At 58.9% G+C, this 25,957-nt stretch carries 25 protein-coding genes; 6 read left to right on the plus strand and 19 right to left on the minus strand.

Annotation, left to right across the window (positions count from 1 at the left end; genetic code table 11):
* Window positions 1–189 precede the first annotated feature (189 nt).
* From ACR0I0_RS17715 to ACR0I0_RS17770, 12 genes are all read right to left on the minus strand, one after another.
* A complete protein-coding gene (locus ACR0I0_RS17715) occupies window positions 190–2,643 on the minus strand; it encodes a GcvT family protein (RefSeq protein ID WP_480492408.1) in 2,454 nt (817 codons plus the stop codon).
* An 89-nt stretch (window positions 2,644–2,732) separates the two neighbouring features.
* The gene (locus tag ACR0I0_RS17720; RefSeq protein WP_171724930.1) at window positions 2,733–3,710 is read right to left on the minus strand and encodes a GlxA family transcriptional regulator; all 978 of its coding nucleotides are present in this window, start codon (window positions 3,708–3,710) and stop codon (window positions 2,733–2,735) included.
* A gap of 5 nt (window positions 3,711–3,715) precedes the next feature.
* Entirely contained in the window at window positions 3,716–4,609 is an 894-nt protein-coding gene (locus ACR0I0_RS17725; protein WP_171724929.1) for a homocysteine S-methyltransferase family protein, read from the minus strand.
* 11 nt (window positions 4,610–4,620) lie between these two features.
* Window positions 4,621–5,673: an alcohol dehydrogenase family protein gene (locus ACR0I0_RS17730; protein WP_216600251.1), complete on the minus strand. Its 1,053-nt coding sequence runs from the start codon at window positions 5,671–5,673 to the stop codon at window positions 4,621–4,623.
* A 45-nt stretch (window positions 5,674–5,718) separates the two neighbouring features.
* On the minus strand, window positions 5,719–5,961 hold the full coding sequence (locus ACR0I0_RS17735; protein ID WP_171637719.1) for a cupin domain-containing protein: 243 nt from the start codon (window positions 5,959–5,961) through the stop codon (window positions 5,719–5,721).
* 16 nt (window positions 5,962–5,977) lie between these two features.
* Window positions 5,978–8,425 carry a GcvT family protein gene (locus ACR0I0_RS17740; RefSeq protein WP_480492411.1) on the minus strand — a complete coding sequence of 816 codons (2,448 nt, stop codon included), beginning with the start codon at window positions 8,423–8,425 and terminating at the stop codon, window positions 5,978–5,980.
* 15 nt (window positions 8,426–8,440) lie between these two features.
* The gene (locus tag ACR0I0_RS17745) at window positions 8,441–8,821 is read right to left on the minus strand and encodes a GFA family protein (protein ID WP_171637723.1); all 381 of its coding nucleotides are present in this window, start codon (window positions 8,819–8,821) and stop codon (window positions 8,441–8,443) included.
* 4 nt (window positions 8,822–8,825) lie between these two features.
* Window positions 8,826–9,449, minus strand: a complete 624-nt coding sequence (locus ACR0I0_RS17750) for a LysE family translocator (protein WP_480492413.1) — start codon at window positions 9,447–9,449, stop codon at window positions 8,826–8,828.
* Entirely contained in the window at window positions 9,449–10,018 is a 570-nt protein-coding gene (locus ACR0I0_RS17755; RefSeq protein ID WP_171331727.1) for a helix-turn-helix domain-containing protein, read from the minus strand. Before ACR0I0_RS17755 ends, ACR0I0_RS17750 begins: the two co-directional genes overlap by 1 nt.
* Before the next feature lie 333 nt (window positions 10,019–10,351).
* On the minus strand, window positions 10,352–11,101 hold the full coding sequence (locus tag ACR0I0_RS17760) for a hypothetical protein (RefSeq protein ID WP_171637729.1): 750 nt from the start codon (window positions 11,099–11,101) through the stop codon (window positions 10,352–10,354).
* A gap of 141 nt (window positions 11,102–11,242) precedes the next feature.
* Complete coding sequence (locus tag ACR0I0_RS17765) at window positions 11,243–11,698, minus strand: GAF domain-containing protein (protein ID WP_171724925.1); 456 nt, start codon at window positions 11,696–11,698, stop codon at window positions 11,243–11,245.
* A 72-nt stretch (window positions 11,699–11,770) separates the two neighbouring features.
* Entirely contained in the window at window positions 11,771–12,943 is a 1,173-nt protein-coding gene (locus tag ACR0I0_RS17770) for a thiolase family protein (RefSeq protein ID WP_171724924.1), read from the minus strand.
* 102 nt (window positions 12,944–13,045) lie between these two features.
* On the opposite strand from ACR0I0_RS17770, the gene ACR0I0_RS17775 reads away from it, so the two are divergent.
* From ACR0I0_RS17775 to ggt, 3 genes are all read left to right on the plus strand, one after another.
* A complete protein-coding gene (locus ACR0I0_RS17775; protein ID WP_171637735.1) occupies window positions 13,046–13,384 on the plus strand; it encodes an STAS domain-containing protein in 339 nt (112 codons plus the stop codon).
* A gap of 21 nt (window positions 13,385–13,405) precedes the next feature.
* Window positions 13,406–13,855, plus strand: coding sequence for an ATP-binding protein (locus ACR0I0_RS17780; RefSeq protein ID WP_152459248.1), 450 nt, complete (start codon window positions 13,406–13,408; stop codon window positions 13,853–13,855).
* Between the two features lie 216 nt (window positions 13,856–14,071).
* Window positions 14,072–15,649: a gamma-glutamyltransferase gene (ggt, locus tag ACR0I0_RS17785; protein WP_480492415.1), complete on the plus strand. Its 1,578-nt coding sequence runs from the start codon at window positions 14,072–14,074 to the stop codon at window positions 15,647–15,649.
* Between the two features lie 35 nt (window positions 15,650–15,684).
* On the opposite strand, the gene hspQ is transcribed toward ggt, so the two are convergent.
* Entirely contained in the window at window positions 15,685–16,011 is a 327-nt protein-coding gene (gene hspQ / locus ACR0I0_RS17790; RefSeq protein WP_050604943.1) for a heat shock protein HspQ, read from the minus strand.
* Window positions 16,012–16,091: 80 nt separating this feature from the next.
* Here hspQ and ACR0I0_RS17795 point away from each other — a divergent pair, with 80 nt between their 5' ends.
* Both ACR0I0_RS17795 and ACR0I0_RS17800 read left to right on the plus strand, forming a co-directional pair.
* Window positions 16,092–16,973 carry an AEC family transporter gene (locus tag ACR0I0_RS17795; protein WP_480492417.1) on the plus strand — a complete coding sequence of 294 codons (882 nt, stop codon included), beginning with the start codon at window positions 16,092–16,094 and terminating at the stop codon, window positions 16,971–16,973.
* 60 nt (window positions 16,974–17,033) lie between these two features.
* Window positions 17,034–17,615 carry a transglycosylase SLT domain-containing protein gene (locus tag ACR0I0_RS17800; RefSeq protein ID WP_152459251.1) on the plus strand — a complete coding sequence of 194 codons (582 nt, stop codon included), beginning with the start codon at window positions 17,034–17,036 and terminating at the stop codon, window positions 17,613–17,615.
* Window positions 17,616–17,629: 14 nt separating this feature from the next.
* Here the strand turns inward: ACR0I0_RS17800 and ACR0I0_RS17805 are convergent, their stop codons facing one another.
* The 4 genes from ACR0I0_RS17805 to ACR0I0_RS17820 all read right to left on the minus strand — a co-directional run bounded on the left by ACR0I0_RS17805 (window position 17,630) and on the right by ACR0I0_RS17820 (window position 23,820).
* On the minus strand, window positions 17,630–18,226 hold the full coding sequence (locus ACR0I0_RS17805) for a LolA family protein (protein ID WP_170345603.1): 597 nt from the start codon (window positions 18,224–18,226) through the stop codon (window positions 17,630–17,632).
* Window positions 18,227–18,265: 39 nt separating this feature from the next.
* Window positions 18,266–21,187: a DNA translocase FtsK gene (locus ACR0I0_RS17810; RefSeq protein ID WP_480492419.1), complete on the minus strand. Its 2,922-nt coding sequence runs from the start codon at window positions 21,185–21,187 to the stop codon at window positions 18,266–18,268.
* Window positions 21,188–21,201: 14 nt separating this feature from the next.
* Entirely contained in the window at window positions 21,202–22,383 is a 1,182-nt protein-coding gene (locus ACR0I0_RS17815) for an aminotransferase class I/II-fold pyridoxal phosphate-dependent enzyme (protein ID WP_480492421.1), read from the minus strand.
* Between the two features lie 108 nt (window positions 22,384–22,491).
* Complete coding sequence (locus tag ACR0I0_RS17820) at window positions 22,492–23,820, minus strand: amidase (protein ID WP_171724919.1); 1,329 nt, start codon at window positions 23,818–23,820, stop codon at window positions 22,492–22,494.
* A gap of 52 nt (window positions 23,821–23,872) precedes the next feature.
* Here ACR0I0_RS17820 and ACR0I0_RS17825 point away from each other — a divergent pair, with 52 nt between their 5' ends.
* On the plus strand, window positions 23,873–25,135 hold the full coding sequence (locus ACR0I0_RS17825) for an FAD-dependent monooxygenase (protein ID WP_480492423.1): 1,263 nt from the start codon (window positions 23,873–23,875) through the stop codon (window positions 25,133–25,135).
* Here ACR0I0_RS17825 and ACR0I0_RS17830 read toward each other — a convergent pair.
* On the minus strand, window positions 25,132–25,317 hold the full coding sequence (locus ACR0I0_RS17830; RefSeq protein ID WP_480492425.1) for a Trm112 family protein: 186 nt from the start codon (window positions 25,315–25,317) through the stop codon (window positions 25,132–25,134). The two genes, ACR0I0_RS17825 and ACR0I0_RS17830, sit on opposite strands and share 4 nt — an antisense overlap.
* Window positions 25,314–25,955, minus strand: coding sequence for an LON peptidase substrate-binding domain-containing protein (locus ACR0I0_RS17835; protein ID WP_480492427.1), 642 nt, complete (start codon window positions 25,953–25,955; stop codon window positions 25,314–25,316). The genes ACR0I0_RS17830 and ACR0I0_RS17835 overlap by 4 nt, the downstream gene beginning before the upstream one ends.
* Between the last annotated feature and the right edge of the window lie 2 nt (window positions 25,956–25,957).

The following is a 25,957-nucleotide window of genomic DNA, read 5'->3' on the forward strand; positions in this document are numbered from 1 at the left end:
TGTCACATAACAATGTTTGATGAGTTGTCAGACCACGCTTTTCAGGTGAGGTCTGAAATGCGAGGCTCTGCCTCGCGCTCCGGGATATTTGTGGCCAGATGAACAAGGGACCGGCTCTTCATCTGGCCGAAAATATCCCGGGGGAGTCGCCGAAGGCGGCGGGGGCAGCGCCCCCACCAAAACCCGTGGTCACACCTTCACCCGTTCGGATTTCGGATCATACATCGGCTTGAGCGACGCTTCGGCTTTGACCTTTACGCCACACACATCGATCTCGTAGCTCGAGGCCAGCACGTCGGCAGCCTTTTCCCCCTCGCAAGGCACATAGCCCATGCCAATCGCGCCTCCCAGCGTGTGGCCATAGTTGCCCGAGCTGAGATAGCCCACATACTCGCCATCGCGGATGATCGGTTCATTGTGGAACAGCAGCGGCTCGGGATCGGTCAGGCGGAATTGCACCAGGCGCGATTTCGGCCCGCTTTCCTTGCGAGCGATCACCGCCTCGCGACCGATGAAGTCGCAGCCCTTGTCCACCTTGACGGCAAAGCCCAGCCCGGCATCCACCACGTGATCTTCGCAGGTGATGTCATGGCCGAAATGGCGGAAACCCTTTTCGATCCGGCAGCTGTCCATCATGTGCATGCCGCAAAGCTTCAACCCCATCTCCTGCCCTGCCTCGTGCAGCGTTTCAAAGACGTGGCCCGCCATGTCGGACGAGACGTAGATCTCCCAGCCCAGCTCGCCCACATAGGTGACGCGGTGGGCGCGGGCGAGGCCCATACCGATCTCGATCTCCTGCGCGGTGCCGAAGGGGTTTGCCGCGTTCGAGAAATCGTTGGGCGAAACCTTTTCCAGCAGGGCCCGCGTATTCGGACCCATCACCGCCAGAACGCCTTCACCCGCCGTGACATCGGTGATGACCACGTTGAAGTTCCCCGAATGACGCATCATCCACGTCTGGTCCGCCAGGCGCGTCGCCGCCGGGGTGACCACCAGATAGGCGGTCTCGGAAAGGCGGGTCACGGTGACATCCGCCTCGATCCCGCCGGAACGGTTCAGAAACTGCGTGTAGACGATCTTGCCATTGGGCACCGCATAATCGCCGCCACCGATATAGTTCATGAACTTCTCGACATCGGGGCCCTCGACCCGGATCTTGCCGAAGGAGGACATGTCATACATGCCCACGTTCTCGCGCACCGCGCGGTGTTCGGCGGCCGAGTTCTCGAACCAGTTCTGACGCTTCCAGCTGTAGCTGTATTCGCGTTCCTGCCCTTCGTTGGCGAACCAGTTGGCGCGCTCCCACCCGGCCAGTTCGCCGAACACGGCACCGTGTTCATTCAGGTGGTGATGGAATGGCGTCCGGCGCACGCCCCGCGCCGTGGCTTTCTGGCGATAGGGATAGTGATCAGCGTAGAGCAATCCCAACGTTTCTTTTGAACGTTCATAAAGGTATTTCTTATTGCCCTGAAACGGCTGCATCCGACCGATATCCACATCGCCCAGGTCAAAGGGTTTTTCACCGGCATCCATCCACTCGGCCAGCGACATGCCCGCGCCACCGGCGGACTGGATACCGATCGAGTTGAACCCGGCCGCGACCCAGACATTGTCCATCTCGGGTGCCAGACCCAAGTGATAGGCGTCGTCGGGAGTAAAGGATTCGGGGCCGTTGAAGAAGGTGTGAATACCCGCCTCGGACAGCATTGGCATCCGGTTGCACGCCGCTTCGAGGATCGGTTCGAAGTGGTCGAAATCCTCGGGCAGTTGGTCGAACTCGAAGCTGTCGGGAATACCGTTCATGGCCCAGGGTTTGGCATTGGGCTCGAATGCGCCCAACATCATTTTGCCCGCATCTTCCTTGTAGTAGGCGCATTCATCTGGCACCCGCAGAACCGGCATCTGGCTCAACCCTTCAATGGGTTCAGAGACGATGTAGAAATGTTCGCAGGCGTGCAGCGGCACATTCACGCCGGCCATCTTGCCAACCTCGCGCCCCCACATTCCCGCGCAATTGACAACCATATCACAGGCGATATGCCCTTGGGATTGCCCGTCATCACTGACCCAGTCGACACCGGTCGCGCGCCGTCCGTGCCGGGAAATCCCGGTCACCTTCACCCGTTCCTTGATCACCCCACCGCGTTGACGCGCACCCTTGGCCAAAGCCAAGGCAATATTAGCAGGATCTGCCTGGCCATCGGTTGGCAACCAAACGCCACCTGCCACGCCGTCGAGGTTGATATGCTCATATCGCTCTTTGACTTCGGTCGGAGAAAGCTCTTCGACCGGCACGCCAAAGGCGCGGGCCATTGCCGCATTTCGGAGAAGCTCCTCCAACCGCTCACTGGTCAGGGCGACCGAAACGGACCCGACCTGACGTAGGCCGGTGGCGACACCGGTCTCTTCCTCAAGGCCCAGATAGAGCTCTGCGGAATAACGCGCCAGTTTGGTCATGTTGGAAGACGCGCGCAGTTGCCCGATCAGGCCCGCCGCGTGCCAGGTGGTGCCACTGGTCAGTTGCTTGCGTTCTAGCAGAACAACATCGGTCCAGCCCTTCTTGGTCAAATGATATGCAACCGAGCATCCGATGACGCCACCGCCGATGATGACCACTCGGGCCTTGCTGGGAAGATCAACCATCCTGAAATCTCCGCTGTGTCAGGTTTGGCATAGATTGCCATGAAAGATCGACGGCAAATGCATCAAAAGCGTCACAGAATCCGAAGTTTTCACCGATGTGATGCGGCTCGCTTTTGCCGGCGTACGACAAAGGGCGTGACCCCGAAGAAGCTTTTGTACACGGACGAAAACCCGTTCGGAAAACCACAGGCCAATCCAATTTCGCGCACGCTCATCGTGGTGTTCAGCAACAGGTTATTTGCCTTGGCCAGTCGCATTTCCCGGTAGAATCCGTTGGGAGTGGTTCCAAAAAAGGTTTTGAACTTACGCTCGAGAGACCGGTTCGACAGGTGCAGCGATTCGACGATCTGATTGATCGGCAGGGGGTCTTCGATATTGGCCTGCATGAGCTTTATGCACTGATCCAGCTTCGAATCGCCTGTCGCCGTCAACTTGGCGCCCGAAAATGGCTGCATCGAAGCGAAATCGCGGATGTTCTCATGCAGCATGATGTCGGCCACGGTCATCTTCGCAGGCCCCGAGATATGGCGCCCGATCACCGCCAAGGCGATATCCGTCGTGGCCTCCATCCCGGCACATGTCACAACCGCGCCCTGTTCGGTTGCGATCGACAGCTTGGCTTCGAACCGGGCACCGCGTTCCCGCAGGAACGATGCGTTTTCCCAATGGGTTGCCAAGTCGGCTGTTCCCTGCTCGTCGATATAGCGGCTGGCGGCTTCGGCCAGCAGGAACACCTTGGCGTCCCGGAAGGTATAGTCCGACACCACCCGCCCCAACGACAAATCCGGATGGTCCGGGTCTGAATTGCCGATTACGAACAGGTAATCCGCCCTTGGCTGTGACGGCACCGCTTCTGTTTGAACCACGGCGTCACTGCTGCTGGCAATCGGGCCACCTTTGAGCGAGCGATAGGTGAAGGAGAACGGAGGGCTTGGGCATACGCGGTTGGCCAGCCTCAATACCTCTACCAACGACGCCAGCTCCAACAGCACGAAACCCGGCGCGACAAGGATGTCGAAATGCCGGATGGCCTGCTTTGGAGCGTCCGAAGTAGATTTTGCCGCCATTTTTTTCAAACGATGTTATGACCGGCGGCCCGCAACCGGTTCGCCAGTTCTTCGATATGATCCGGCCCGATTTCGCAGCACCCGCCAACAATCGTTGCCCCCTGATTGATCCACCGCATCACCTGATCCGCATAAGCCCTGGGGCCAAGGTCATGCCGTTCTTGCAGGGAATCCACGGTCGGCGCATCCTGAAGGAAATCATCCGTAATATGCGTGAAGCCATTGGCGTAGGCCCCGTAAGGCCGGTTCATGCCGGACAGAACCTCGAGCGCCGCCGGGATCGCCTCGGGGCGCGAACAGTTGATTAACACGGCATCGGGCGAAAACTCCTCCATCAACGGTGCAATGTCCGCCAACGGTTCGCCGGACCTGAGAAGGCTGCCATCGTCATCATTGACCGACAGGGACAGCCAAACCGGTTTTCCGCATCCGACCGTGCCACGCAATGCGCCCTCGGCCTCTTGCACCGAGGACACGGTTTCGATCAAAAACAGATCGACCCGCGCGGCCATCATGGCCACAAGTTCAGCGAACTTTTCAGCCGCATCCGCAGGGTCCGGGTTAAGGTCGGGGCGATATGAAGCGAGCAATGGCCCCAGTGCACCCGCAATCCGCCCCCCGGTTGCCGAGCGGGCACGTTCGGCCTGCGTCAAGGCAGTGTCGATCAGGGTGGGCATCTGATCCTCCATCCCCACCCGCACCAGGCGAGAGCGATGGACGGCATAAGTATTGGTTGTCGCGACCGTCGCACCCCGGCTGAAATAGTCGCGGTGCACTTCCGCAACCAAATCGGGGTGATCGATCATCACGCGCGTCGACCACAGCGGTGTCGCCCGGTCGCCACTGCGTTTTACCAGTTCCTGCCCGATAGAGCCGTCCAAAAGAGTGATATCCGCCATGTCATTACTCCTCAGGGCACCAATACCAGTTTTCCCGGAAGAGTCTTTGACTGAAAATCAGCCTGTGCAATACCAATATCCTTCAACGGATAGGTCCGGGAAACCAGTGGCTTGATCCGTCCGGTATTCACCAGTTCGACAAGACGGGCAAAGACTTCGGGCGCCTGGTGCGTGCACCCATGTATGGTGATGTCGCGCAGATATATGTCCCGCAGATCAGCTTCGACAATCGGGCCTGCTATTGCCCCCGAAACGGCATAGTGCCCGCCGGATTTCAGGGAAAGGATCAGCGACGGCCAGGCCGGGCCACCCACAACATCGATCACCACATCGAACTTATCCTGCGGCAGCGGGTCGTTCCGGTCAAACGTATTCTCGGCCCCCTGGGATTTCACGATCTCGGCTTTCGTGCCCGCTGTTACAGCCCAAACCGACGCCCCGCGCAGGGCGGCCAGTTGCACCGCCGCCAGCCCGACGCCGCCCGAGGCGCCGGTGATCAGCACATTGTGCCCGGCAGTCACGCCTGCGCGGGTCAGCAGGTTTTCCGCCGTCCCGAAGGCGCAAGGAATGGCGGCGATTTCCACGTCCGAAAGGGGCGAGGCGCTGACGTCATAGAGATCATCGGCTTCAACCAGACAATACTGGGCAAAGGCCCCATCGATTTCGGATCCAAGCGCAATGAAGCCCTGCGGGTTTCCCGGGCGCGGACGCGGCAGGTTTATCGGACAGGTCACGCGCTGCCCGGGTTTGAAGGCAACACCCGGCCCAACCTGTTCCACGATGCCACAAAGATCTCCGCCCTGAATGCGGGGAAAGTGCAATGCACCGCCCCAACCGCCCGCTTCGACCTTCTGATCAACGGCATCCGTCGCACCGGTGACGCCCGAGGAATACCAACCGACCCGTGTGTTGATATCCGTGTTGTTCACACCTGCGGCAGCGACCCGAACAAGAACTTGCCCTGCCCCGGGTTCAGGAGCCGGAATATCATCACGCCATTCCAGAACCTCGGGTCCACCGTGATCGGTCAGGTAAACGCCCGACATGGTATTGGGAATCGTCATCTCAGACCTCATCATCCGAATGTTTCGGACTGTGGCTCGTGATCCTCAGCCCACATCAACGCGATCCACATCAACAAGGAAACCAACCCCGCCTTCCGGACAACAGAATGTCCCGGCATGGCTGTCGTGGCGATGAAGGCCAAGTGCGAAGCTGGCCTTCACGTTGTCTTCCATCAGTGTGTAGGCTCCGCCCGTGTCCTGACCGGAAACTTTCACGAAGGTATGGTCGTTTTCCCAGTCATAGTTGGGACCTTCACCAGGTCCCATCTTGGAATATCGCGGGCGCATGGGGGCCTCCTGTTTGTCAGGCGCGCAGCCGCTCGTTTGCGGGATCCCACAGCGGCTGATCCTCCTGTACCACGGCGCGGCACTTCTGGCCGTAGATTTCAACCTCGAGCTCGGTACCGGGGTTTGCAAGTTCTGACTTGATCATGCCCAGCGCGATGGATTTGCCGACGCGGTAACCCCATGCGCCGGAAGTGGTCTCGCCCACGATCTGATCGCCCTGCCAGATGCACGACATGTAAGGCGCATCGCAATCACCTGCGTCGACAGTCAGGGTGACGAACGACTTTTTCACACCCTGCTGCTTTTCGTTCAGGATTGCAGCCTTTCCGGGGAAGTCCTGTGGCTTGTCCAGTTTGACAAACCGCTCCAAACCCGCTTCCAGCAGCGAGTAGTCGGTGCTCAGATCACCCTTCCATGCGCGATAGCCCTTTTCGATGCGCAGGCTGTTCAGTGCATACATGCCGAACGGCTTGGCCCCGGCAGCAAGGAACGCGTCATAGATCGCGGGCATGTGCTCGTTCAGCGCGTGCACCTCCCAGCCCAGTTCGCCAGCAAAGGACACGCGGATCAGGTGGGCGGGTTGCCCGGCCACGGTGGCGGCCTGATGGGTCAGCCAGCCCAACGAAAGGTCGGCATCGGTCAGACCCGACAGGATCTCGCGCGATTTCGGTCCGGTCACGATCAGGGTGTCGCGGGTGGTGGTCACGTCCTCGACCGTGACGCCCGCAGGCATCGCGTTCATCAGGATGTCGCGGTCGTGCCATTGCGCGGTGGCGGCGGTGATCATCACGAACTCATCCTCGCCCAGGCGCATGCAGGACATCTCGGTCAGGATGCGGCCGCGATCGTCGGCGATGTAGACCAGGTTGATCCGCCCCACCTTGGGCAGGCCGCCGGTGACCAGCCCGCGCAGCGCCTCGCCCGCGCCTTCGCCTTTGACGACGAAGCGCGAGAAACCCGGCAGGTCGAGCACGCCGCAATGGTCGCGCACAGCTTCGCATTCTTCCTTGATCCGTTGCTCCCACGGGCCCGAGCGGCCCCAGGTGTGGGTGCTTTCCTCGGAGGTATCGTCCCCCGGCTGCGCAAACCAGTCGGCGCGCTCCCAGCCATTATAGGCCCCCATAACGCCACCCAGTTCCTTGACCTTGGCATGTACCGGCGACAGCTTCTTGTCGCGTGCGGCGGGCCATTCGTGATAGGGGAAGTGCATGGCGTATTCGTTGCCATAGACCTCCATACCCTTTTGGTTGCAGTAGTCCTGATCGGTGTAGTCGGTATAGCGGCGCGGATCGACGGCCCACATATCCCATTCGGTGGCGCCATCCACGATCCATTCGGCCAGTACCTTGCCCGCGCCGCCGCCCTGGGCGATGCCGAAGGTGAAGGTATGCGCCTCAAACGCGTTCTTGACGCCGGGCATCGGGCCGATCAGCGGCAGGCCATCGGGCGCATATGGGATCGGCCCGTTGATCACGCGCCCCACGCCCGAGGTCGCCATCAGCGGCACCCGCTCCATCGCATCGGCGACAATGTCCTCGATCCGGTCCAGATCGTCGTTCCACAGCTGGAACGAGAAATCTTCGGGCATCTGGTCGTCCTCGGTCATCCAGTGCCCCTTGCAGTTGGGCTCGTAGGGGCCGAGGTTGAAGCCGTTCTTCTCCTGCCGCAGGTAGTAGGAGATATCCACGTCGCGCAGCAGCGGCAGCTTGCCGCCGCTTTCCTTCGACCAGGCCTCGATTTCGGGGATTTCCTCGGTCAGCAGGTACTGGTGGCTCATGACCATCGCGGGTACGGTGCGACCGCCATAGGGCTTGAACCATTCACCCACACGCTGGGCATAGTAGCCCGCGGCGTTGACGACATAGTCGCAGCCTATATCGCCCTTTTCGGTATGAACGGTCCAGGTGCCGTCGCCATGCTGGGTGACGCCAGTTGCCGGACAGAAGCGGATGATCTTCTGGCCCATGTCACGCGCGCCCTTGGCCAGCGCCTGCGTCAGTTGTGCCGGGTCGATGTCACCGTCGGTCGGGTCATACAGAACACCCTCAAGATCATGAGTTTCCAGGAAAGGGTAGCGTTCCTTGGCCTGCTCCGGCGTCCACATCTCCATCGGAATTCCCTGATAGCGGCCCATCGACATGGCCCGCTGGAACTCCTGCATCCGTTCCTTGCTGTGCGCCAGACGGATCGACCCCGAAACATGGTAGTTCATCGGATAGTCGACCTCTTCGCCCAGACGCGAATACAGTTCGGTCGAATAGCGCTGCATGTTCATGATCGCCCACGAGGTCGAGAAGGTCGGAACGTTACCGGCCGCGTGCCAGGTCGAGCCTGCGGTCAGTTCGTTCTTTTCCAGCAGAACGCAGTCGGTCCAGCCTTTCTTGGCCAGATGATACAGCGAGGAAGCCCCCACCACACCGCCACCGATAATGACCACGCGTGCTTTTGTCGGAAAATCACTCATGAGTTTTGGTCCCTGTTACTGTGCCCGTTGGGGCAGATCGTCCGTGATGTCGTAATAGTCGCCCTTGTCAGCCACAAAGATGTGCCTCGAGAGCTTTTGGCCCGTGGGCGCATCGAACGCGCCCATGGCAATCGAAATCGTGTCCTCTTCGGTATGTTGCCAGAAGAGGAATGAACCGCATTTGCTGCAAAACCCGCGCCGTGCGATGTCTGATGCACGGAACCACTTCAGCGTGTCGCGGGCCGAGAAACTCAGGTTGTCCTGATGGGTCGTGGTCGAGGCCCAGACGTGGCCGGATTGCTTTCGGCACTGCCCGCAATGGCAGACCGAAGGCGGTGAAAGGTCTCCGTCGATGGTGAATGCAACTGAACCGCAAAGGCAGGACCCTCTGTACATAAGATTACCCCCTTGCCGCAGGCGCGGTGCTGATTCCCAACAACACGCCGTAGATTATGAAACAGGCCGCCATCACCCGGCGCACCCAGATGTTGAATACTGCGCCTAGTGCCGCCTTGCCCATCAAAGCGCCCAACACGGTAAAACCGGTATAGCTGAGCGTTGTGATTAATAGTGCGGTTGGCATAATCACGACCATCTGCTGCCAGATCGGCACGTCCGGCTGCACGAATTGCGAAAACGCGGCCAGATAGCCCGCGACGCTTTTTGGGTTGATCGTGGCCACTGCCAGCGCGTGCAGATAAACGTGCCGGGCCGGGCGTTCCGAGACCGGAGCGGGCTTGCCGGCATTCATCCATCCCCGCAGGCCCAACCAGATCAGAAAGCCCGCACCGACCAACTTGGCCACGAAAAACCCGGTCGGAGAAGCCGCAATCAGGGCTGTGACGCCCAGCGCGGATAGGATCAAAAACATGCTAGCCTGCGTCAGTATGGCCAATACACCCATCATGGCCTTTGGAAACGGCAGGCTCATCCCGTTCGAGATGCAGTTGACCGCGTTAGGCCCCGGTGTGGTGACGAATACCACCCAGAACAGCGCGAAAATGGACCACGCCTCGAATGACATCAGTACACCGGCGGAGCAATGACCCAGATGGCCACTGCAGGCTCTTCATAGGGGTTGGCCCATTGATAAGGTTCATGTTTGATCCGAAAACTGTCGCCCGGCCCCACCAGGAATTCACGCGACCCGATCGTCAGATTCAATCGACCTGAAATCATATAGCCCACTTCCTGAGTCGGGCGGTTGGCCGGTGTCTGCATCCGTGAATTTGGCTCGAAAGTGGAATGCACCATTTCGAAATCATCAGTCAGATCCGGCGACAGCAACTCTTCGATCAGCCCTTCTTCGCCCGACCCCATCGGGCGACGCGACCCGGCGCGCACAACGTAGCCCAATTCGTTCGCAGGGGCGGCTGAATGCGCAAACAGCATCGACATTGGCACGCCGAGGCATTCGGCAATCTGGCGCAGGTCCGAGATTGAAGGCTCGGACAAATCGCGCTCGACCTGGCTCAACCAACCGACAGAGCGATCCAGCCGAGTTGCGATCTCGGTCAGGGTCAACCCTCGGGCCTTGCGCAAGGCCCTCAGGTCAGCACCAAGGGTCGCGCTTTGGGGGGCTTGGCTGTTCACAGGCCGCTCCGAATCTTGTGAAATTCTTCCTTCGTTTTTCACGATGAAGCAAGCCGGTGAAATTTCCAAGCGTTTTTTCACGCCCGGTTAAAATGGGGTGTCGATCATCATCGTGTGCGAAAGACAGAATTGAGGAGCAGAAGGCGCACAGGCCCCTGAAACACCAGAAAAACCGCAGGGGCGCAGCAGCCGGATTTCAGTGTTTGCCGTACAAGGGCTTCATTTCAAAAAGACAGCACATATCGTTGCCCCGTCGTGCTGCGGCGACATGCGAAACCCTTCGCGACAGAAACAGATCTGGAAAAGCCTGGATCGTGCAAAGCCCGCCCGGCCTTAGAATTGAAGACCGGCAAAAACCTTCACTTCATCCAACACATGTTGAGGCCAACGACGGGTGAAACTGTCGGCGATCGTTTCGCGCTTTTCCGGCTCAAGCCCGGCAAGCAAGCTGGGAAAGCGGCGGCGATTTCTGGGCAGCGTCCACATTTCGATTCCATTTTCGAAACAGTAACGGGCAAAACGCACATCGACGAACTTCTCGCTGCCTTCCATGTATTCCAGTGTCGGGAACAGCGACCCGGACACCATGACGGTTCCGGTTCCCAGCTGGTGCACCCTGGTCGAGTAGGTCAGCCGTTGGTTCATACGCAACAACGTGCGCTGCCGTATCGACTTGGGCGTCGGGTTTGTGAACGTCGTGGCATGATAGCCGAAGACACGCTTTTCCAGTCCGACGCCCCGCGCCCGGCGTATGGTCTGACGGACATAGTTGTCCGCATATTCGATATCATCGTCGACCAGAAAAACGGTATCTGCAGGATCCGGTTGGAAGATGAACTTGCCGACATCCTTGTAATCCCGGTCGGGGATCACGGCGGTGACGTTGTCGAACTCACCCAGAAAATCGGGAACTTCCTGATATTCGTTCAGGCAGATGAAAACTCTGTCGACCTGATGCGCGATGCTTGCCACCGAATGGGGCAATACGCCGATGCGATCCGGGAATGTCGCCATATGGGCGCGTCTGATCCCTTTTCGAGGCGCTTCATCTGCGACCGTCGGATTGATGTCAGACTCTTGCATCCCTGAGAAACACCCCAAAACGAAACTTCGCTATGGATTCTGATAGGAGATCGCTTCGAAGCCTGCAAGATGAAGTCAGCCGCGCCCTTCATTCGCCCGGGAATCCCTTGGGTTGATGCACATCCGCAACGACCGCAGCGGTCAGTGCCCGGCAAACACTGCGGTCAAAATGCCTTCCAGATTTTGCGCATCCTGTTGCGTGAAAGCATCCGGCTGGTCGCTGTCAATGTCAAAAACGGCGATGACTTGTCCCGACGAATCCCGCACGGGCAGAACCAGTTCGGACCGGGTTGAGCTGGCGCAGGCGATGTGACCCGGAAACGCATCGACATCCGGCACCAGTTGCGTTTCGCCCGTTCTTGCGGCGGCACCGCAGACGCCCCGTTCGAACGGGATGACCAAACAACCATGCCCACCCTGATAAGGGCCGATCTTCAGAACGCCCGGTTCGGTGACACGATAAAACCCGGTCCAGTCAAACCGATCGTCGGAATGGTGAACCTCGCAGGCGACAGTCGCCATAAGAGCAACCTGGTCCGTTTCGCCTTCGGTCAGGGCCGCGATGGTTTTGGCAAGCGTTTCATAATCGGCAGTCATTGATTGCAACCCCTTCGGATGGTCGGGGGCACGGCCCCCGAACCCCCGGAGTATTTGGAAAAAGATGAAGGGTCAAACGCGTTCGATGGCAATGGCCGTGCCTTCCCCCCCGCCAATGCAGATCGCCGCGACGCCCCGTTTGAGGTTACGTTTTTCTAGCGCATTCAACAACGTAACGATGATGCGGGCACCCGAGGCACCGATGGGATGGCCTAGGGCGCAGGCGCCGCCATTCACATTCACCTTGTCTCGTGGCAAGCCCATTTCGTGCATGAAAGCCATCGGCACAACCGCGAAGGCCTCGTTCACTTCCCACAGGTCGACGTCATCCTTGCTCCAGCCAATGCGTGACAAGAGCTTCTGCGCCGCCGGAACCGGAGCCGTCGTGAAAAGGCCGGGGGCCTGAGCATGACTCGCATGCCCCAAAATCCGGGCCCGAACCGTCATGCCCCGCGCTTCGGCGGTTTCTGCCGACGCAAGAACCAGCGCCGCCGCGCCGTCCGAAATCGAAGACGAGTTGGCGGCCGTCACCGTACCGTCCTTGCGGAACGCAGGCTTCAGCGTCGGGATCTTCTCGGGGCGGGCGGATTTTGGCTGCTCATCTGTCTCCAGCAGAATTTCACCTTTGCGCGTCCGGACGGTAACGGGTGTGATTTCCTGATCGAATGCGCCATTTTCCTGCGCAGACAGCGCGTTGGACAAAGATTGCAGCGCGTATTCATCCTGTGCTTCACGGGTGAACTGATACGCCTCGGCACAGTCTTCGGCGAAAGTCCCCATCAGGCGGCCTTTGTCATAGGCATCTTCAAGGCCGTCGAGGAACATGTGATCAACCACCTGACCGTGGCCAATGCGGGCACCGCCGCGCATCTTGGGAAGAAGATAGGGCGCGTTGGTCATGCTTTCCATGCCGCCCGCAACCATCGTATCTGCATGACCCAATGCAATTTGGTCGAAGGACATCATAGCGGCCTTCATCCCGGAACCACACATTTTGTTCAGCGTCGTGGCGGGTACCTCTTCGCCCAATCCCGCCGCGAATCCGGCCTGCCGCGCAGGTGCCTGGCCCTGCCCCGCCGGCAAAACGCAGCCCATCAGCACTTCGTCGACCGTCTGCACCCCTGCCTGCTGCAAAGCCGCGCGGATTGCTTCGCCCCCGAGGTCAGCCGCAGCAACACCGTCAAACATGCCCTGAAACCCGCCCATCGGTGTACGGGCGGCCCCTGCTATAACAACGTCTCTCATCCGGGTTTTCCTCCTGCTTTCGGGCTCTTGAATACCGAATGGTAAGAATTGCCGTCTAGCGTATTTCTACGACTCAATTTCAGTTTGGAAGGCGGCAGGATCATGGGGCTGACCAGCAAGACAACCGGCGAAACTCAGATCATCACCGTTCATGCCGACCGGATCGATGCTGCAATGGCCATTCAGTTCAAGGAAGACATGCGCACCAATACCGAGGACAGCGCTCATCGCGTTGTGCTGGATCTGTCCGATGTCGAGTTCATTGACTCCAGCGGTCTGGGTGCAATCGTTGCTTCAATGAAACAGCTGGGAAAAGACCGGAGGCTTGATCTGGCCGGGTTGCAGCCAGTGGTCGAAAAAGTCTTTCGCCTGACACGCATGGATACGGTTTTCAGACTTTTTGAAACTCTGGATGACGCGTTGTCAGAGACAGACGCCTGACGGCAGCAGGGGATAGATGGCGTGGAGCCGATTGAAAACAAGACCTGCCTGGAATTGACCTTCCCTGCGACGGAATCAGAGGCCAGCGAGGGCATTGCAAAGCTTAGCGTCGGTCTGGCGGAACGGGGATTGCCCCCGCATAAAGCCGGCGATGTGAAGATTGCTTTGGCTGAAGCCATCAACAACGTCGTGGAACACGCTTACAATGGCATCGCCGCGGCCAAGGTTCAGGTCACCTGCCGGCTGGACAGGGATCTTCTGGACATCTTGATCTCGGATACGGGGCGCCCGCTGCCTGGATACCGACTTCCGGATGGCACCCCTGCTCCGATTGGAACGGATCTACAGGACCTCCCCGAAGGTGGGTTCGGCTGGTTCCTGATCCATCGCCTCACCAGTGATATCCGGTACGAGCGGCGCGGTGGATGCAATCGTCTGTCCCTGCGGTTTGATTTTGAACCCAACGGGTGATCGACCACAATTGGTCACAATAAGGTCATTTTCGAAACATTGTCGCGCCGCAAACAACCACCATACAGTGACTCGTAGCTCAGATAGCTTCCCTCGGCGCCACATATCACAGCCCCCACCCAGTGAATGGCGCCGAGGAACTTCCCATCCTGAAATCGCTGGACAATCGCTGATCAGTGAATAGCTTTCTCTTGTTCTAACGAGAGAGAATTCGCCATGCGTGATCTGCATAATCCGGGCCGATCCGAAGTTTTTGCCACGCAAGGCATGTGCGCGACGTCGCATCCGCTGGCGGCCAAAGTGGCCATCGATATCTTGGGCCAGGGCGGCAACGCGATGGATGCCGCGATTGCCGGGGCTGTTCTTTTGGGGATTTGCGAACCACAGATGACCGGATTGGGCGGCGATTGCTTCGTTCTGTTCAATCGTGCCGGCGAAAGCAGGATACGCGCGCTCAACGGATCGGGCCGCGCACCGGCTGCCGCGCAGTCCCAGATGTTGCGCGATCAGGGCCTGTCATCCGTACCTTTGGGCGTGCCGGATGCCGTGACCATTCCCGGAGCCGTCGATGCCTTTTGCCACCTGGCCCAGACCGAGGGTCGCCTGGGGTTGGGCGCGATTTTGAAGCCGGCGATTCATTATGCTGAAGCGGGTGTTCCGGTGGCTCCTCGGGTCGCTTTCGATTGGAAATCAGGTGCCGCAACACTTCAGGGCGCCGCCCGCGACCACTATCTGATTGACGGGCAAGCCCCGTCGATCGGGCAGGTTTTCCGTGCGCCGGGACAGGCGAAGGTATTGCGCCAGATCGCGGCCCACGGGCGCGACGCGTTCTATTCAGGTGAAATCGCCGATGATATGATCACCGCGCTTTCGGAAAGGGGTGGTGTCCATTCCGCTGAGGACTTTCATCACACAAGATGTACTGAAACGCAGCCGATACATGGGGCCTACAAAGGTGTGGATCTGGTGGAACATCCGCCGAACGGTCAGGGCGCAACCGCGATTTTGCTACTGAATATCCTCAAGCATTTTGACATGGCCTCGATGGATCCATTCGGAGCGGAGCGTATTCATATCGAAGCCGAGGCCACCAAACTGGCCTATGACGCTCGAAACCGGTTCATCGCGGATCCCGACCACATGGCAAGAGTAGAGCGCTTTCTGGATCCGGATATTTCTGCCAGACTGGCTGCTTTGATCGATCCCCAAAAGGCGATGCCTGCTGCGGCGCCTCTGACCGAAGCGGTTCACAAGGACACGGTTTACATCACCGTCGTCGACCGCGACCAAATGGCTGTTTCGTTGATCTATTCGATCTTTCACAGCTTTGGATCCGGTATCGCGTCGGGAAAATACGGTATATTGCTGCAAAACCGCGGGGCAGGATTCACATTGCAGCCCGGCCACCCCAACGAACTGGGCGGCGGCAAACGCCCGATGCACACGATCATTCCGGGAATGTTGGCGCAGAACGGTCGGGTCACGATGCCATTTGGTGTCATGGGCGGCGCCTATCAGCCAACCGGACACGCGCGCTTCGTGTCAAATCTTGTCGATTTCGGGCTTGGGTTGCAGGAAAGCATCGATGCGCCACGCGCCTTCTTTGACGGATCAGTTCTGAAACTGGAGCGTGGCTACAGCGACGAGATCGCGAAACAATTGTCCGATATCGGCCATAATATTGAGATGCCGGAAACACCACTTGGCGGAGCGCAAGCGATCCGAATCCGAAAAGACGGTGTTTTGGAGGGTGCCAGCGACCCACGCAAGGATGGCTGCGCCCTTGGATACTGATCTGCGGCAGACTTACGCCCGCCGGTTCGGCGCACTTAGTTCAGGTGGAAATGCAGGGGGTATGCACCATCTTCGAACGGTCCGAACATATTGGGAATATCCGGGTGCTCGACCGGTTCGCCTGAATAGTCTGCAACCAGATTTTGTTCTGAAACATAAGCAACATAGAAGGATTGGTCGTTCTCGGCCAGCAGATGGTAGAACGGTTGCTCTTTCCTTGGGCGGCTGTCTTCCGGAATGGCCTGATACCATTCTTCGGTATTCGAAAACTCGGGATCCACGTCAAAAATCACCCCTCGAAAAGGGTGTTTCTTGTGACGAACCACCTGGCCCAAGCCGTATTTTGCACGTGTCTTTAGCATTGTATCAGCCCCCAACGCTTTTTTTACCCGTTTCCGGGCGGAAAAGCCAATCATTGATGTGAAAATCAGGGAAACAGTCTGTGAACCTTATACTGACAGTGTTCGAAATCGTGGCGCCGGTTTTTCTATTGGCGGCTGTTGGTTTTACATGGGTTAAGCTGGGTTTCGAATACCGCCTGCAATTCGTCACCCGCTTTGCAACGATGCTGGCAATGCCCAGTCTGATCTTTGTTGCCCTGATGCAAACCGAGATCCCGGGCAATGATCTGTCGCGCTTCACAATGGCGACACTGGTCGCAAATCTGCTGCTGGCGGTGTTGTTCTGGCTGATCGTTCGAGGGCTGAGACTGGACCCGCGAACATATCTGTCGCCTTTGATCTTCGGCAATACCGGAAATCTGGGCCTGCCGCTGTGCATCTTTGCCTTTGGTCAGATTGGTCTGGGATATGCTGTTGTCTTTCTGTCAGTTACCGCATTGTTTTCTTTCACTTACGGGATTTATCTGGTCGCCGGGAAAGGGGCGTGGGGACAGGTTGCGCGCCAACCAATGGCCTGGGCGACGATCCTTGGCGCAGTGTTTTTGTGGCAGGGGTGGCAGACGCCGACATTTCTGACCAACACGCTGGAGCTTTTGGGGCAAATGGCTGTCCCGCTGATGTTGGTCACGTTGGGTGTGGCAATCGCCCGCCTGACTTCGCACAGCCTGGGGCGGGCGCTGTGGCTGTCAGCGCTGAAACTGGCGGTGTGCTTTACGCTGGGATGGGGAATCGGACGATGGTTTGATTTGGATACGATCGCATTTGGCGTTCTGGTTCTTCAAATCTGTACGCCGGTTGCAGTAACCTCTTACCTGTTGGCCGAACGGTTTGGGGCCGATTCCGACGCCGTCGCCGGCATGGTCATGGTGTCCACCGTGCTTTCCGTTGCGGCGTTACCGGCTATTCTGGCTATCATTTTATAGCGATTGTGATTTCCTAAGCGCTCAATCTGCGCTAGAATACACAAAAAAGGCACGAGGCACATGAGCAGAATTCTTTTCGTACTCCTGGGGGTGCTGCTTCTGGCATCCTGTGGGGGCGGCTCTAAACAGCCGCCCAGCAGATTAAACGATGCGTGCAGTATTGCGCGTGAAAAACCCGACTATATCAAAGCCTTCAAGAACACCGAGCGCAAATGGGGCGTTCCGGTTCACGTTCAGATGGCGACCATCTATCAGGAAAGCCGGTACAGGCATGATGCGCGCACTCCGCATAGATATGTATTGGGCGTCATCCCAATGGGCCGTCAAAGCAGCGCTTACGGCTATGGTCAGGCACTGGACGGCACGTGGGAACAATATCAGCGCGAAACAGGAAAACGTCGGGCCAAGCGCGATCGCATTCGCGACGCCTCGGATTTTATCGGCTGGTACATGAACAAAAGCTACGAGCGTAACGGTATCCACCCGGCAGATACGCGCAATCAGTACCTGGCCTATCACGAAGGCCATACAGGCTACGCCCGTGGCAGCTACAACAGCAAATCCTGGTTGTTGAACGTTGCCAATGACGTGGACGCACGCGCACAACTATATCAGGCACAGTTGGCGAACTGCCGGTATTGATACGTACAAGCGGGTCAGCGATTGCCTGACCCGCTTCTCTTTTTGTCCGAGAACAGCTTCTGATCAAGGCGACCGCCTTCATTCAGGGCGCCCAGCAATACCGTCGTCTGGCTGCCCGCATTGTCGTGAATCACCCACTTGCGCAGCTCGACTGGATTGTCCGTGAACATCAGTTCGATCCGACCCGCTTCGGGGTTCTTGGGATCCTGCGCGGTGACGACGGTGGCCGTGCCGTCAAAGCTGTGACCTACAACCATATTTGCCTGGCTCAGGTTCACGTTTCGCGCCAGCACGATGGACAGTGGTGTGCGCTTAAGCGGGTATTGCTCGGGCGGCTGGTTCGATTTCGGATCAAAGATCTGAACACTTCCGGATCTTGCCAGCACCACGGCACTGTTGGGCGGGTCATATTCAAACCGCATCTTGCCGGGGCGCTGCATCCACAGCTTGCCGGTGCTCAGCGAGCCATCGTCATTCACCTGGGTGAATGTTGTCTGAACCGTCTTCAACCCGTTCAGGTAATTGGAAATCTGCGAGAGCGGCAGCTTCTCCGCCGCCCATGCGGCGGGTGCGGCCAGTGTCAAAGCAAGGGCAAAAGCAATCTGTTTCATGCCGTACAGATAGGTCTTCTGCCCTTGTTATTAAATATCCTATTGCTCGGGGACGAGGATTTCGCGTTTCCCGACATGATTTGCTGACGAAACAACACCTTCGTCTTCCATTTGCTCAACAAGCCGTGCAGCTTTGTTGTAGCCAATGGCAAGTTTTCGCTGAATATACGAGGTCGAGCATTTGCGATCCTTGATCACGATTGCCACCGCCTGATCGTACAACGCGTCCTCTCCGTTCGTATTGCCGCCAGTGTTCAGGCCCAAAACGGCATCGATATTGTCAGCCTTTTCTTCGGCCGGACCGTCGACAACACCGCCAATGTAGTCCGGTGGACCAAACTGTTTCAGGTGGTTGACGACTTCCTCGACCTCTTCATCCGAGACAAAGGGCCCGTGGCAGCGGGTAATCTTGGCACCGCCAGCCATGTAAAGCATGTCGCCCTGCCCCAGCAGCTGTTCGGCCCCCATTTCACCCAGAATGGTGCGGCTGTCGACTTTCGACGTCACCTGGAAGGAAATCCGCGTTGGGAAGTTCGCCTTGATCGTACCGGTGATCACGTCGACCGAGGGGCGCTGTGTGGCCATGATCAGGTGAATGCCCGAGGCCCGCGCCATCTGTGCCAGACGCTGGATGCAGGCTTCGATTTCCTTTCCCGCCACCATCATCAGGTCGGCCATCTCATCGACGATGACAACGATATAGGGCATCGCTTCGGGCGCGAATTCTTCAGTCTCGAACGTTGGTTCACCGGTTTCATCGTCAAACCCGGTTTGCACCGTGCGGCTGAACATCTCGCCTTTGGCCAACGCATCCTTCACCCGGCCGTTATAGCCTGCGATGTTGCGGACGCCCATTTTGGACATCTTGCGATAGCGATCTTCCATCTCGCCCACGACCCATTTCAGGGCGACCACCGCCTTTTTCGGGTCGGTCACAACAGGCGACAGCAGATGCGGGATACCGTCGTAGACCGACAGTTCCAACATTTTCGGGTCGATCATGATCAGGCGGCATTCATCCGGTGTCAGCTTGTACAGCAGTGACAGGATCATCGTGTTGATCGCCACTGATTTACCCGAACCCGTGGTTCCCGCAATCAGCAAGTGCGGCATCTTCGCCAGGTTCGCCACGACGGACTCGCCGCCGATATCCTTGCCCAAGGCCAACGGCAGTGCCTGGTTGCCATCGCCGAAATCACGGCTGGCCAGGATTTCGCGCAGAACCACCATTTCGCGATTTTCGTTCGGTAGTTCGATACCGATAACCGAACGGCCCGGTAGGGTCGAAACCCGCGCCGACAGGGCCGACATCGAACGTGCGATGTCATCGGCCAGGCCGATCACGCGGCTTGCCTTCAGCCCCGGAGCGGGCTCCAGTTCGTACATGGTGACGACCGGGCCCGGGCGAACGCTGACGATCTCACCCTTCACGCCATAATCATCCAGCACATTTTCCAGCATCCGCGCGTTTTCTTCCAAGGCTTCATCGCTCAGATGGTGGCGCTGAATGCTGGCCGGATTCGACAAAAGGCCCAGAGGTGGCAGTTCGAAATCCGAGTGCCGCTCTTCAAAGGATAGTGCAGGCTGTGCCTCGGCCTGTGCGCGGCGAGACGGTTGCGGTGTACGGCGTACCGGTTGCGCGACCACGGGCTTGCGCGGTTCGGCTACCGGGATTTTCATCGCCGGGCGCGGTTGCAAAACAGCTTCTTCGACATCCTCGAATACCTCATCCTCCACATCCGGCTCGGGCGCATAGGGGGTCTGCATAGGCGCGGGCGCGTTTTCAACCGGCGTGGATTCTTGCCACTCTGGCTTATCACCCGCTGTTACGGGTGGCTCGGGCGGCAGTCCTGCTGCTGTCACCGGCGGTTCCGCCGGCAAGCCATCGGGCTGGCTTGTGTTCAGGATCAGCGGCCCCGGGCGGCGGCCACGGCCTTTGGTCAGCGGAAGGTTCGGGTCGGGTTCGGGCGTCAACTCACCTGTGGCCACTTTGCGATTGCGCACAGCAGCCGAGATTTTCGAACGGATGCGATCCTCGCCCGGCATTTCGTCGAAACCCGCGATTGGTTCCGGATCGACCAGCTCTGGCTCGGGCATGGGATCGGGGCGTCTGATAAGTGACGGCATGCGCGCCAACAGACCGGACTTGACCGGAGGTTCGGGACTTTCCAGTTCGGGTTCTTCAAAGATTGGATCGGCATAAGCCAGATCATCCTCGAACACGGCTTCGGCCGCTGCGGTTCGCGCAAGTTTGCGCTCTTCCCATTGCGCGCGGCGATCTCGTGCTGCCTGCGCAGCCGAGGCTGCACCACGGCCCATCAGGGTCATCAGCATGTCATATGCCATCACCAGACCCAGCAAGAAGGCGCGGAAACCCCGCTTGACATCGGTTTTGGTGAAACCCAGCACAAAAATACCCAGCGCAATCATCCCGACCGCCATGGCCAGCGACATCAGCTTCACCAGAAAATGTGACGAAATCGGCAGCAGCGTCAGCAACGCGCCCATAACCGTGTCGCCGAACAGACCGCCCAGACCATAACTGTGGGTCGCGCGCCAGTCTGCATCAGGAACGAGCGTCGCGGCATACACCGAGACAACGGCAATCCAGATCGGGGCAAAAATCAACCGGGCAATGGCGCGGTCTTCACCGAAATGACCCGCGAAACGCAAACCCCAACCAATCAGCACGAGCGCAACACCCCAGCTGCCCCAGCCCACGATCATGAAAAGGGGCGCAGCGATCGATGCGCCTATCCGCCCCATCCAGTTCTGCACCGGCGCGTCGGTCGAAACCATCCAGTTCGGATCATCGGGGGTGTAGGACCAGATCATCGCCGCCGCAGCCAAACCCAGCAGGATAAGGGCGATGCCGATCAGTTCCTTGCTGCGTCGCTCCAAGGCGGCTTGCGTGGTGCTGTCCAACAATGGATCGCGATTGCGCGCGTTATATGATGCCATTTTGCCCTCGTACCTCACGAATAGATGCAGTCGCGGAGAGTGATCAGACCACGCTGCAACTCTGTTTTTGGGGCTACCAATGCAACCCGGATAAAGCCTTTGCCCGGGTTGTTCCCCGGATCACCTTGTGAAAGATATGCGCCCGGCAGGACCCGAACCCCGGTGTCCTTCCAGACCTTCAATGCGGTGTCTTCGCCGTTGTCGACCGGCAGCCACAGAAAGAAACCGGCCTCTGGCGCCATATAGCCCTGCACGCCTGCGAATACCTCATCCGCAATGGCGTATTTTTCCTGATACAGCGCGCGGTTTTCGCGAACGTGTTCCTCATCCGCCCAAACCTTTGCTGCGGCGGCTTGCAAGGGCAGAGGCAGAGGCGACCCGGCATAGGTGCGCAGCTGCTTGACCTGTTTGATCGTCTTTGGACCACCGGCGATAAACCCCGACCGCAAACCGGCCAGATTCGAACGTTTAGAAAGTGAGTTGAACAGCGTGATCCGTTCAGGATCAGCGCCCAGTTCCTGCGCGACAGTCAGAATACCTGTCGGGGCTTCTTCACGGTAAATCTCGGAATAACACTCATCCGCAAAAATACGGAAATCGTACTGCTCGGCCAGACGGATCAGGTCGGCCCAATACTCGCGCGAGGCAACGGCCCCCTGCGGATTGGCGGGTGAACAGATATAGGCCACGGCGGTGCGGTTCAGCACGTCCGCAGGCAGGCCGGCATAGTCCGGCAGATGGCCCGTCGCGGCGGTGGCGGGCACAAAATAAGGCTGCGCGCCCACCGACAGCGAGGCGACCATGTAGACCTGATAAAACGGGTTCGGGCACAGGATGATCGGCTGCTGACCGTTCTTCTGTTCCGGGCACAAAGCCATGGCCGCGTTGTATAGCCCCTCGCGCGTGCCGTTCAGCGCCATCACGTTGGCATCAGGGTCCATCTGAACCCCATATCGCCGTTTGATCCAATCCGTGATCGCCGTGCGCAGGTCATCCGACCCTTCGTTCGGGGGATACCCTTGGAACCCGGCGGCGTTTTCCAAGATGACATCCGTCACCCAAGCCGGAAAATCATGTGTCGGCGCACCAATGGTCATGTGAACGACATCACCGCCCGGCTGGTGGTGATCCAACAGGGCGCGCAGACGCGGGAATGCATAAGCCGGTAGGTTCGAAAACCGCTCGGGGAAATCCATAATACTGCCTCAATATCGGGGTCATTGGCGCCCCGTTTTTTTGGCAGATTACAGCCCGGGTCCCTCTTCGTCCAGACAAAGAGGTTCCGAATCAGGGGATTGTGGCATTCAGGCCAGCACCGTTTCCGCTGCCGAACCCAGCCGCAACAACGCCTCTTCCGAGCCGGGATAGCCCAGCATCATCAACCCGCAGCCGGGCGTTCCGGTGGGCAGGCTCAGCGCCGCCAGCCCCATCAGATTGCCAATCCGCGTGTTCCGCAGGGCCAGAAGATTCTCGGTTACGTAATAGTCATGATCGCTGAGCAAGCGCTCCAGATTGGGCGGCAAAATCGGCGCTGTCGGCGCCAGAACCGCATCAAACCCGGCGGTTGCCGCGTCCCAGGCGCTGCGGCATGCCTTGAGTTTGGCCCAGGCCGCCACATAGTCGGGGCCCGAATAACCCATGCCAATGCGGAAGCGTTCGAGAATCTCGGGATACATTGCCTCGGGATTGGCTTCGATGACATCGCGCCACAGCCCATAGGCCTCGGTCGTGTATACGATGCTGGTCAACGTCATGGCCTCGTTCAACTCGGGCACTTCCAACGGCACGATCTCGGCCCCCGCGTCGGCAAGTTTGGCCACGGCTTCGTCATATGCTTTGCGCGGTGTGTCGCGCAGGTCGTCCTTGGCAATGTTCTGCAAATCGGCAAAACGGCGCCCTTTCAGCGAAGCACCACGCAGATCGGCAGGTGTTCCCCCCTCGAGCAGAGCCAGCACATGCGCCGCGTCCTCGACCGAACGCGCCACAGGTCCAACCGTGTCGAAACGCAGGCACAGCGGCACCACACCTTCCAGGCTGAGCCGTCCCGCAGTGGTTTTCAGCCCCACCAGATCATTCCAAGCCGCCGGGATACGCACCGAACCACCCGTGTCCGAGCCGATGCCACACGCCGCCAACCCCCACGCGACCGAGGCCGCCGCCCCCGAAGACGACCCTCCGGGCACTGCTGCCTCGTCATGAATGCAGGGCGGGGTTTCGGTGATCGGATTCAACCCGAGGCCGGAAAAGGCCAGCTCGCTCATATGTGTTTTACCCAGGCAAACGGTGCCCATCTGAGTCGCATTGCGCAGCACCAGCGCATCCGCATCCGGCACGCGATCCTTCAACAAAGCCGAACCCGCCTCGGTCACGGTGCCGGTGGTGTCGAACAGGTCTTTCCAACTGATCGGGACGCCATCCAGCAGCGACCGGCGCAGGCCCAGTTGCGCGCGTTGCCGAGCGGCTTCCGCTTCGGCCCGGGCGCGGTCGTGGGTGACGCGGGCATAGATGCGGTCCCGATGCGGATGAGCGTCAATAGCGGACAGGTAGGTTTCCGTCAGTTCGACCGGATCGATCTGCCCCATGCCAATGCCACGGCCCAAATCACACGCGGTCATTGTCAACCAATCCTGCATCTCATCCCTCCTGGTTTTTCGGCTGTGGGTGACGGTAGCGACAGGACTGCACATGGACAATCCCGAAAGGGCGCGCATATTGCAGGGCATGACACAGGCTTCTGACATTCTGATCGTGGGCGGCGGGTTGAACGGCCCTGCTTTGGCGCTGGCACTGGCACAAACCGGTCATTCGGTCACGGTGATCGATGCACTGGTCGAAAAGGTGCGCAAGAACGCGGCATTCGACGGGCGCGCCTATGCGCTGGCTCTGGCCTCACAGCGGTTGTTGGATGCCATCGGTATTTGGGACCGCGTCGCGCAGCACGCCCAACCGATGCTGGAAATCAAGGTCACAGATGGCCATGCCGGGACAGGGCCATCGCCGTTTTTCATGCATTTCGACCATGCCGAGATCGAAGAAGGCCCGATGGGGTATATGGTCGAGGATCGCCACCTGCGCCGTGCTTTTCTGGACGCGATGGCCGAAGAGCCGCGCATCACCCAGGTAAGCGGCAAATCCGTCGTTTCGCAACAGACCGACACGGCCAACGTGACCGTGACGTTGGATGACAGCAAAACCCTGGGCGGCAGCCTGCTGGTTGGCTGTGACGGTCGCAGCAGCGGAACCGCGTCACGGGCCGGCATCAAACGCACCGGTTGGGATTACGGCCAGACGGCATTGGTCTGCGCCATCGAACATGAGCTGCCACATAATGGCATTGCGCATCAGTTTTTCATGCCACCCGGTCCGCTGGCAATTCTGCCGTTAACTGGCAATCGCAGTTCCATCGTCTGGAGCGAACGCACCGACACCGCACAGCACATCAACGCCCTGCCCGAGGGGGATTACGTGCAAGTTCTGCGCCCGCGATTTGGCGATTTTCTTGGCAAAATCAGTCTGGCGGGAGATCGTTTCACTTATCCGCTGAACCTGACCATATCCAATTCCTTCATCAGCGATCGCATGGCGCTGGTCGGAGATGCCGCGCACGGAATGCACCCCATTGCCGGTCAGGGCCTGAACGCTGGCCTCCGCGATGTCGGCGCTCTGGCTGAGGTCCTGACTTTGGCGGGACGGCGCGGCGAGGATATCGGCTCGTTGATGGTTCTGGAGCGCTATCAGGAATGGCGCCGTTTCGACACGGCCTCGCTGGCGATGGCGACGGATGTCTTCAACAAGCTTTTTTCCAACGACAACCCGCTGCTGCGGCTTGGACGTGACATTGGCATGGGGGTTGTCGGCGCTTTGCCCGGCGTCCGTCGCGGTTTCGTTCGCGAAGCGGCCGGGCTGACCGGGGATCTGCCCAAGCTGTTGCAAGGGCGCCCGATTTAATCCAGCTGTCGGGCCTCGTCGACCAGCATGACCGGAATGCCGTTGCGGATGGGAAAAGCCAAACCCGCCGCTTTTGAAACAAGCTCTCGCTTTTCCGCGTCATAGTGCAGGGTCGTATGTGTCTGCGGGCAGATCATCGCCTCGAGCATGTGGCGATCAAAGGCGTGATCAGGGTCGGTCATTGCAGTTTTTCCTCGTTTGATCCGCCGCGCATGGCGAATTCAATCAGCGTCACCAACGTTTCGCGCCGGGTGCGCAGGCAGGGGGCTTCCAGCAGGGCCTGTTTGTCCTCGGGGTCGAAATCCAGAAGCATCGACAGGGAATTCACCAAAAGTTCATCCTCTGCGTCCTTAAGCGAATCCCAGTCGGTGGACAATTGACGGGATGAAAAGAAACGCTCCAACAATGTCAGGAACGCGTTGCGGTCAAACTCGTTGTCTTTCTCGGCCTTTCCCAGATCACGGTCGAACCCGTCCCACGAGACCGAGCACCTCCGGTAGGGCGTGAACGAATCCAGCTCTGACATGACCCTGAACCGGGATATACCGGTCAACGTGATCAGGTACCGGCCATCTTCGGTTTCCGAAAACTGCGTCACCCGCCCTGCGCATCCGATACGGTGCAGCTTGTCTTCGTCATTGACCGAAGGATTCGGCTGAACCATTGCGATCAACCGTTCCTTGGTTTTCAGCGCGTCGTCCAGCATCTGAAGATAGCGCGGCTCGAATATGTGAAGCGGCAAGCGCGAACGCGGGAGCAGCAGCGCCCCGGGCAATGGAAAAACAGATACCGTTTCCGGCAGGTCGGCGGGATGCATCATGT

Source organism: Ruegeria sp. AG6, assembly GCF_056541565.1.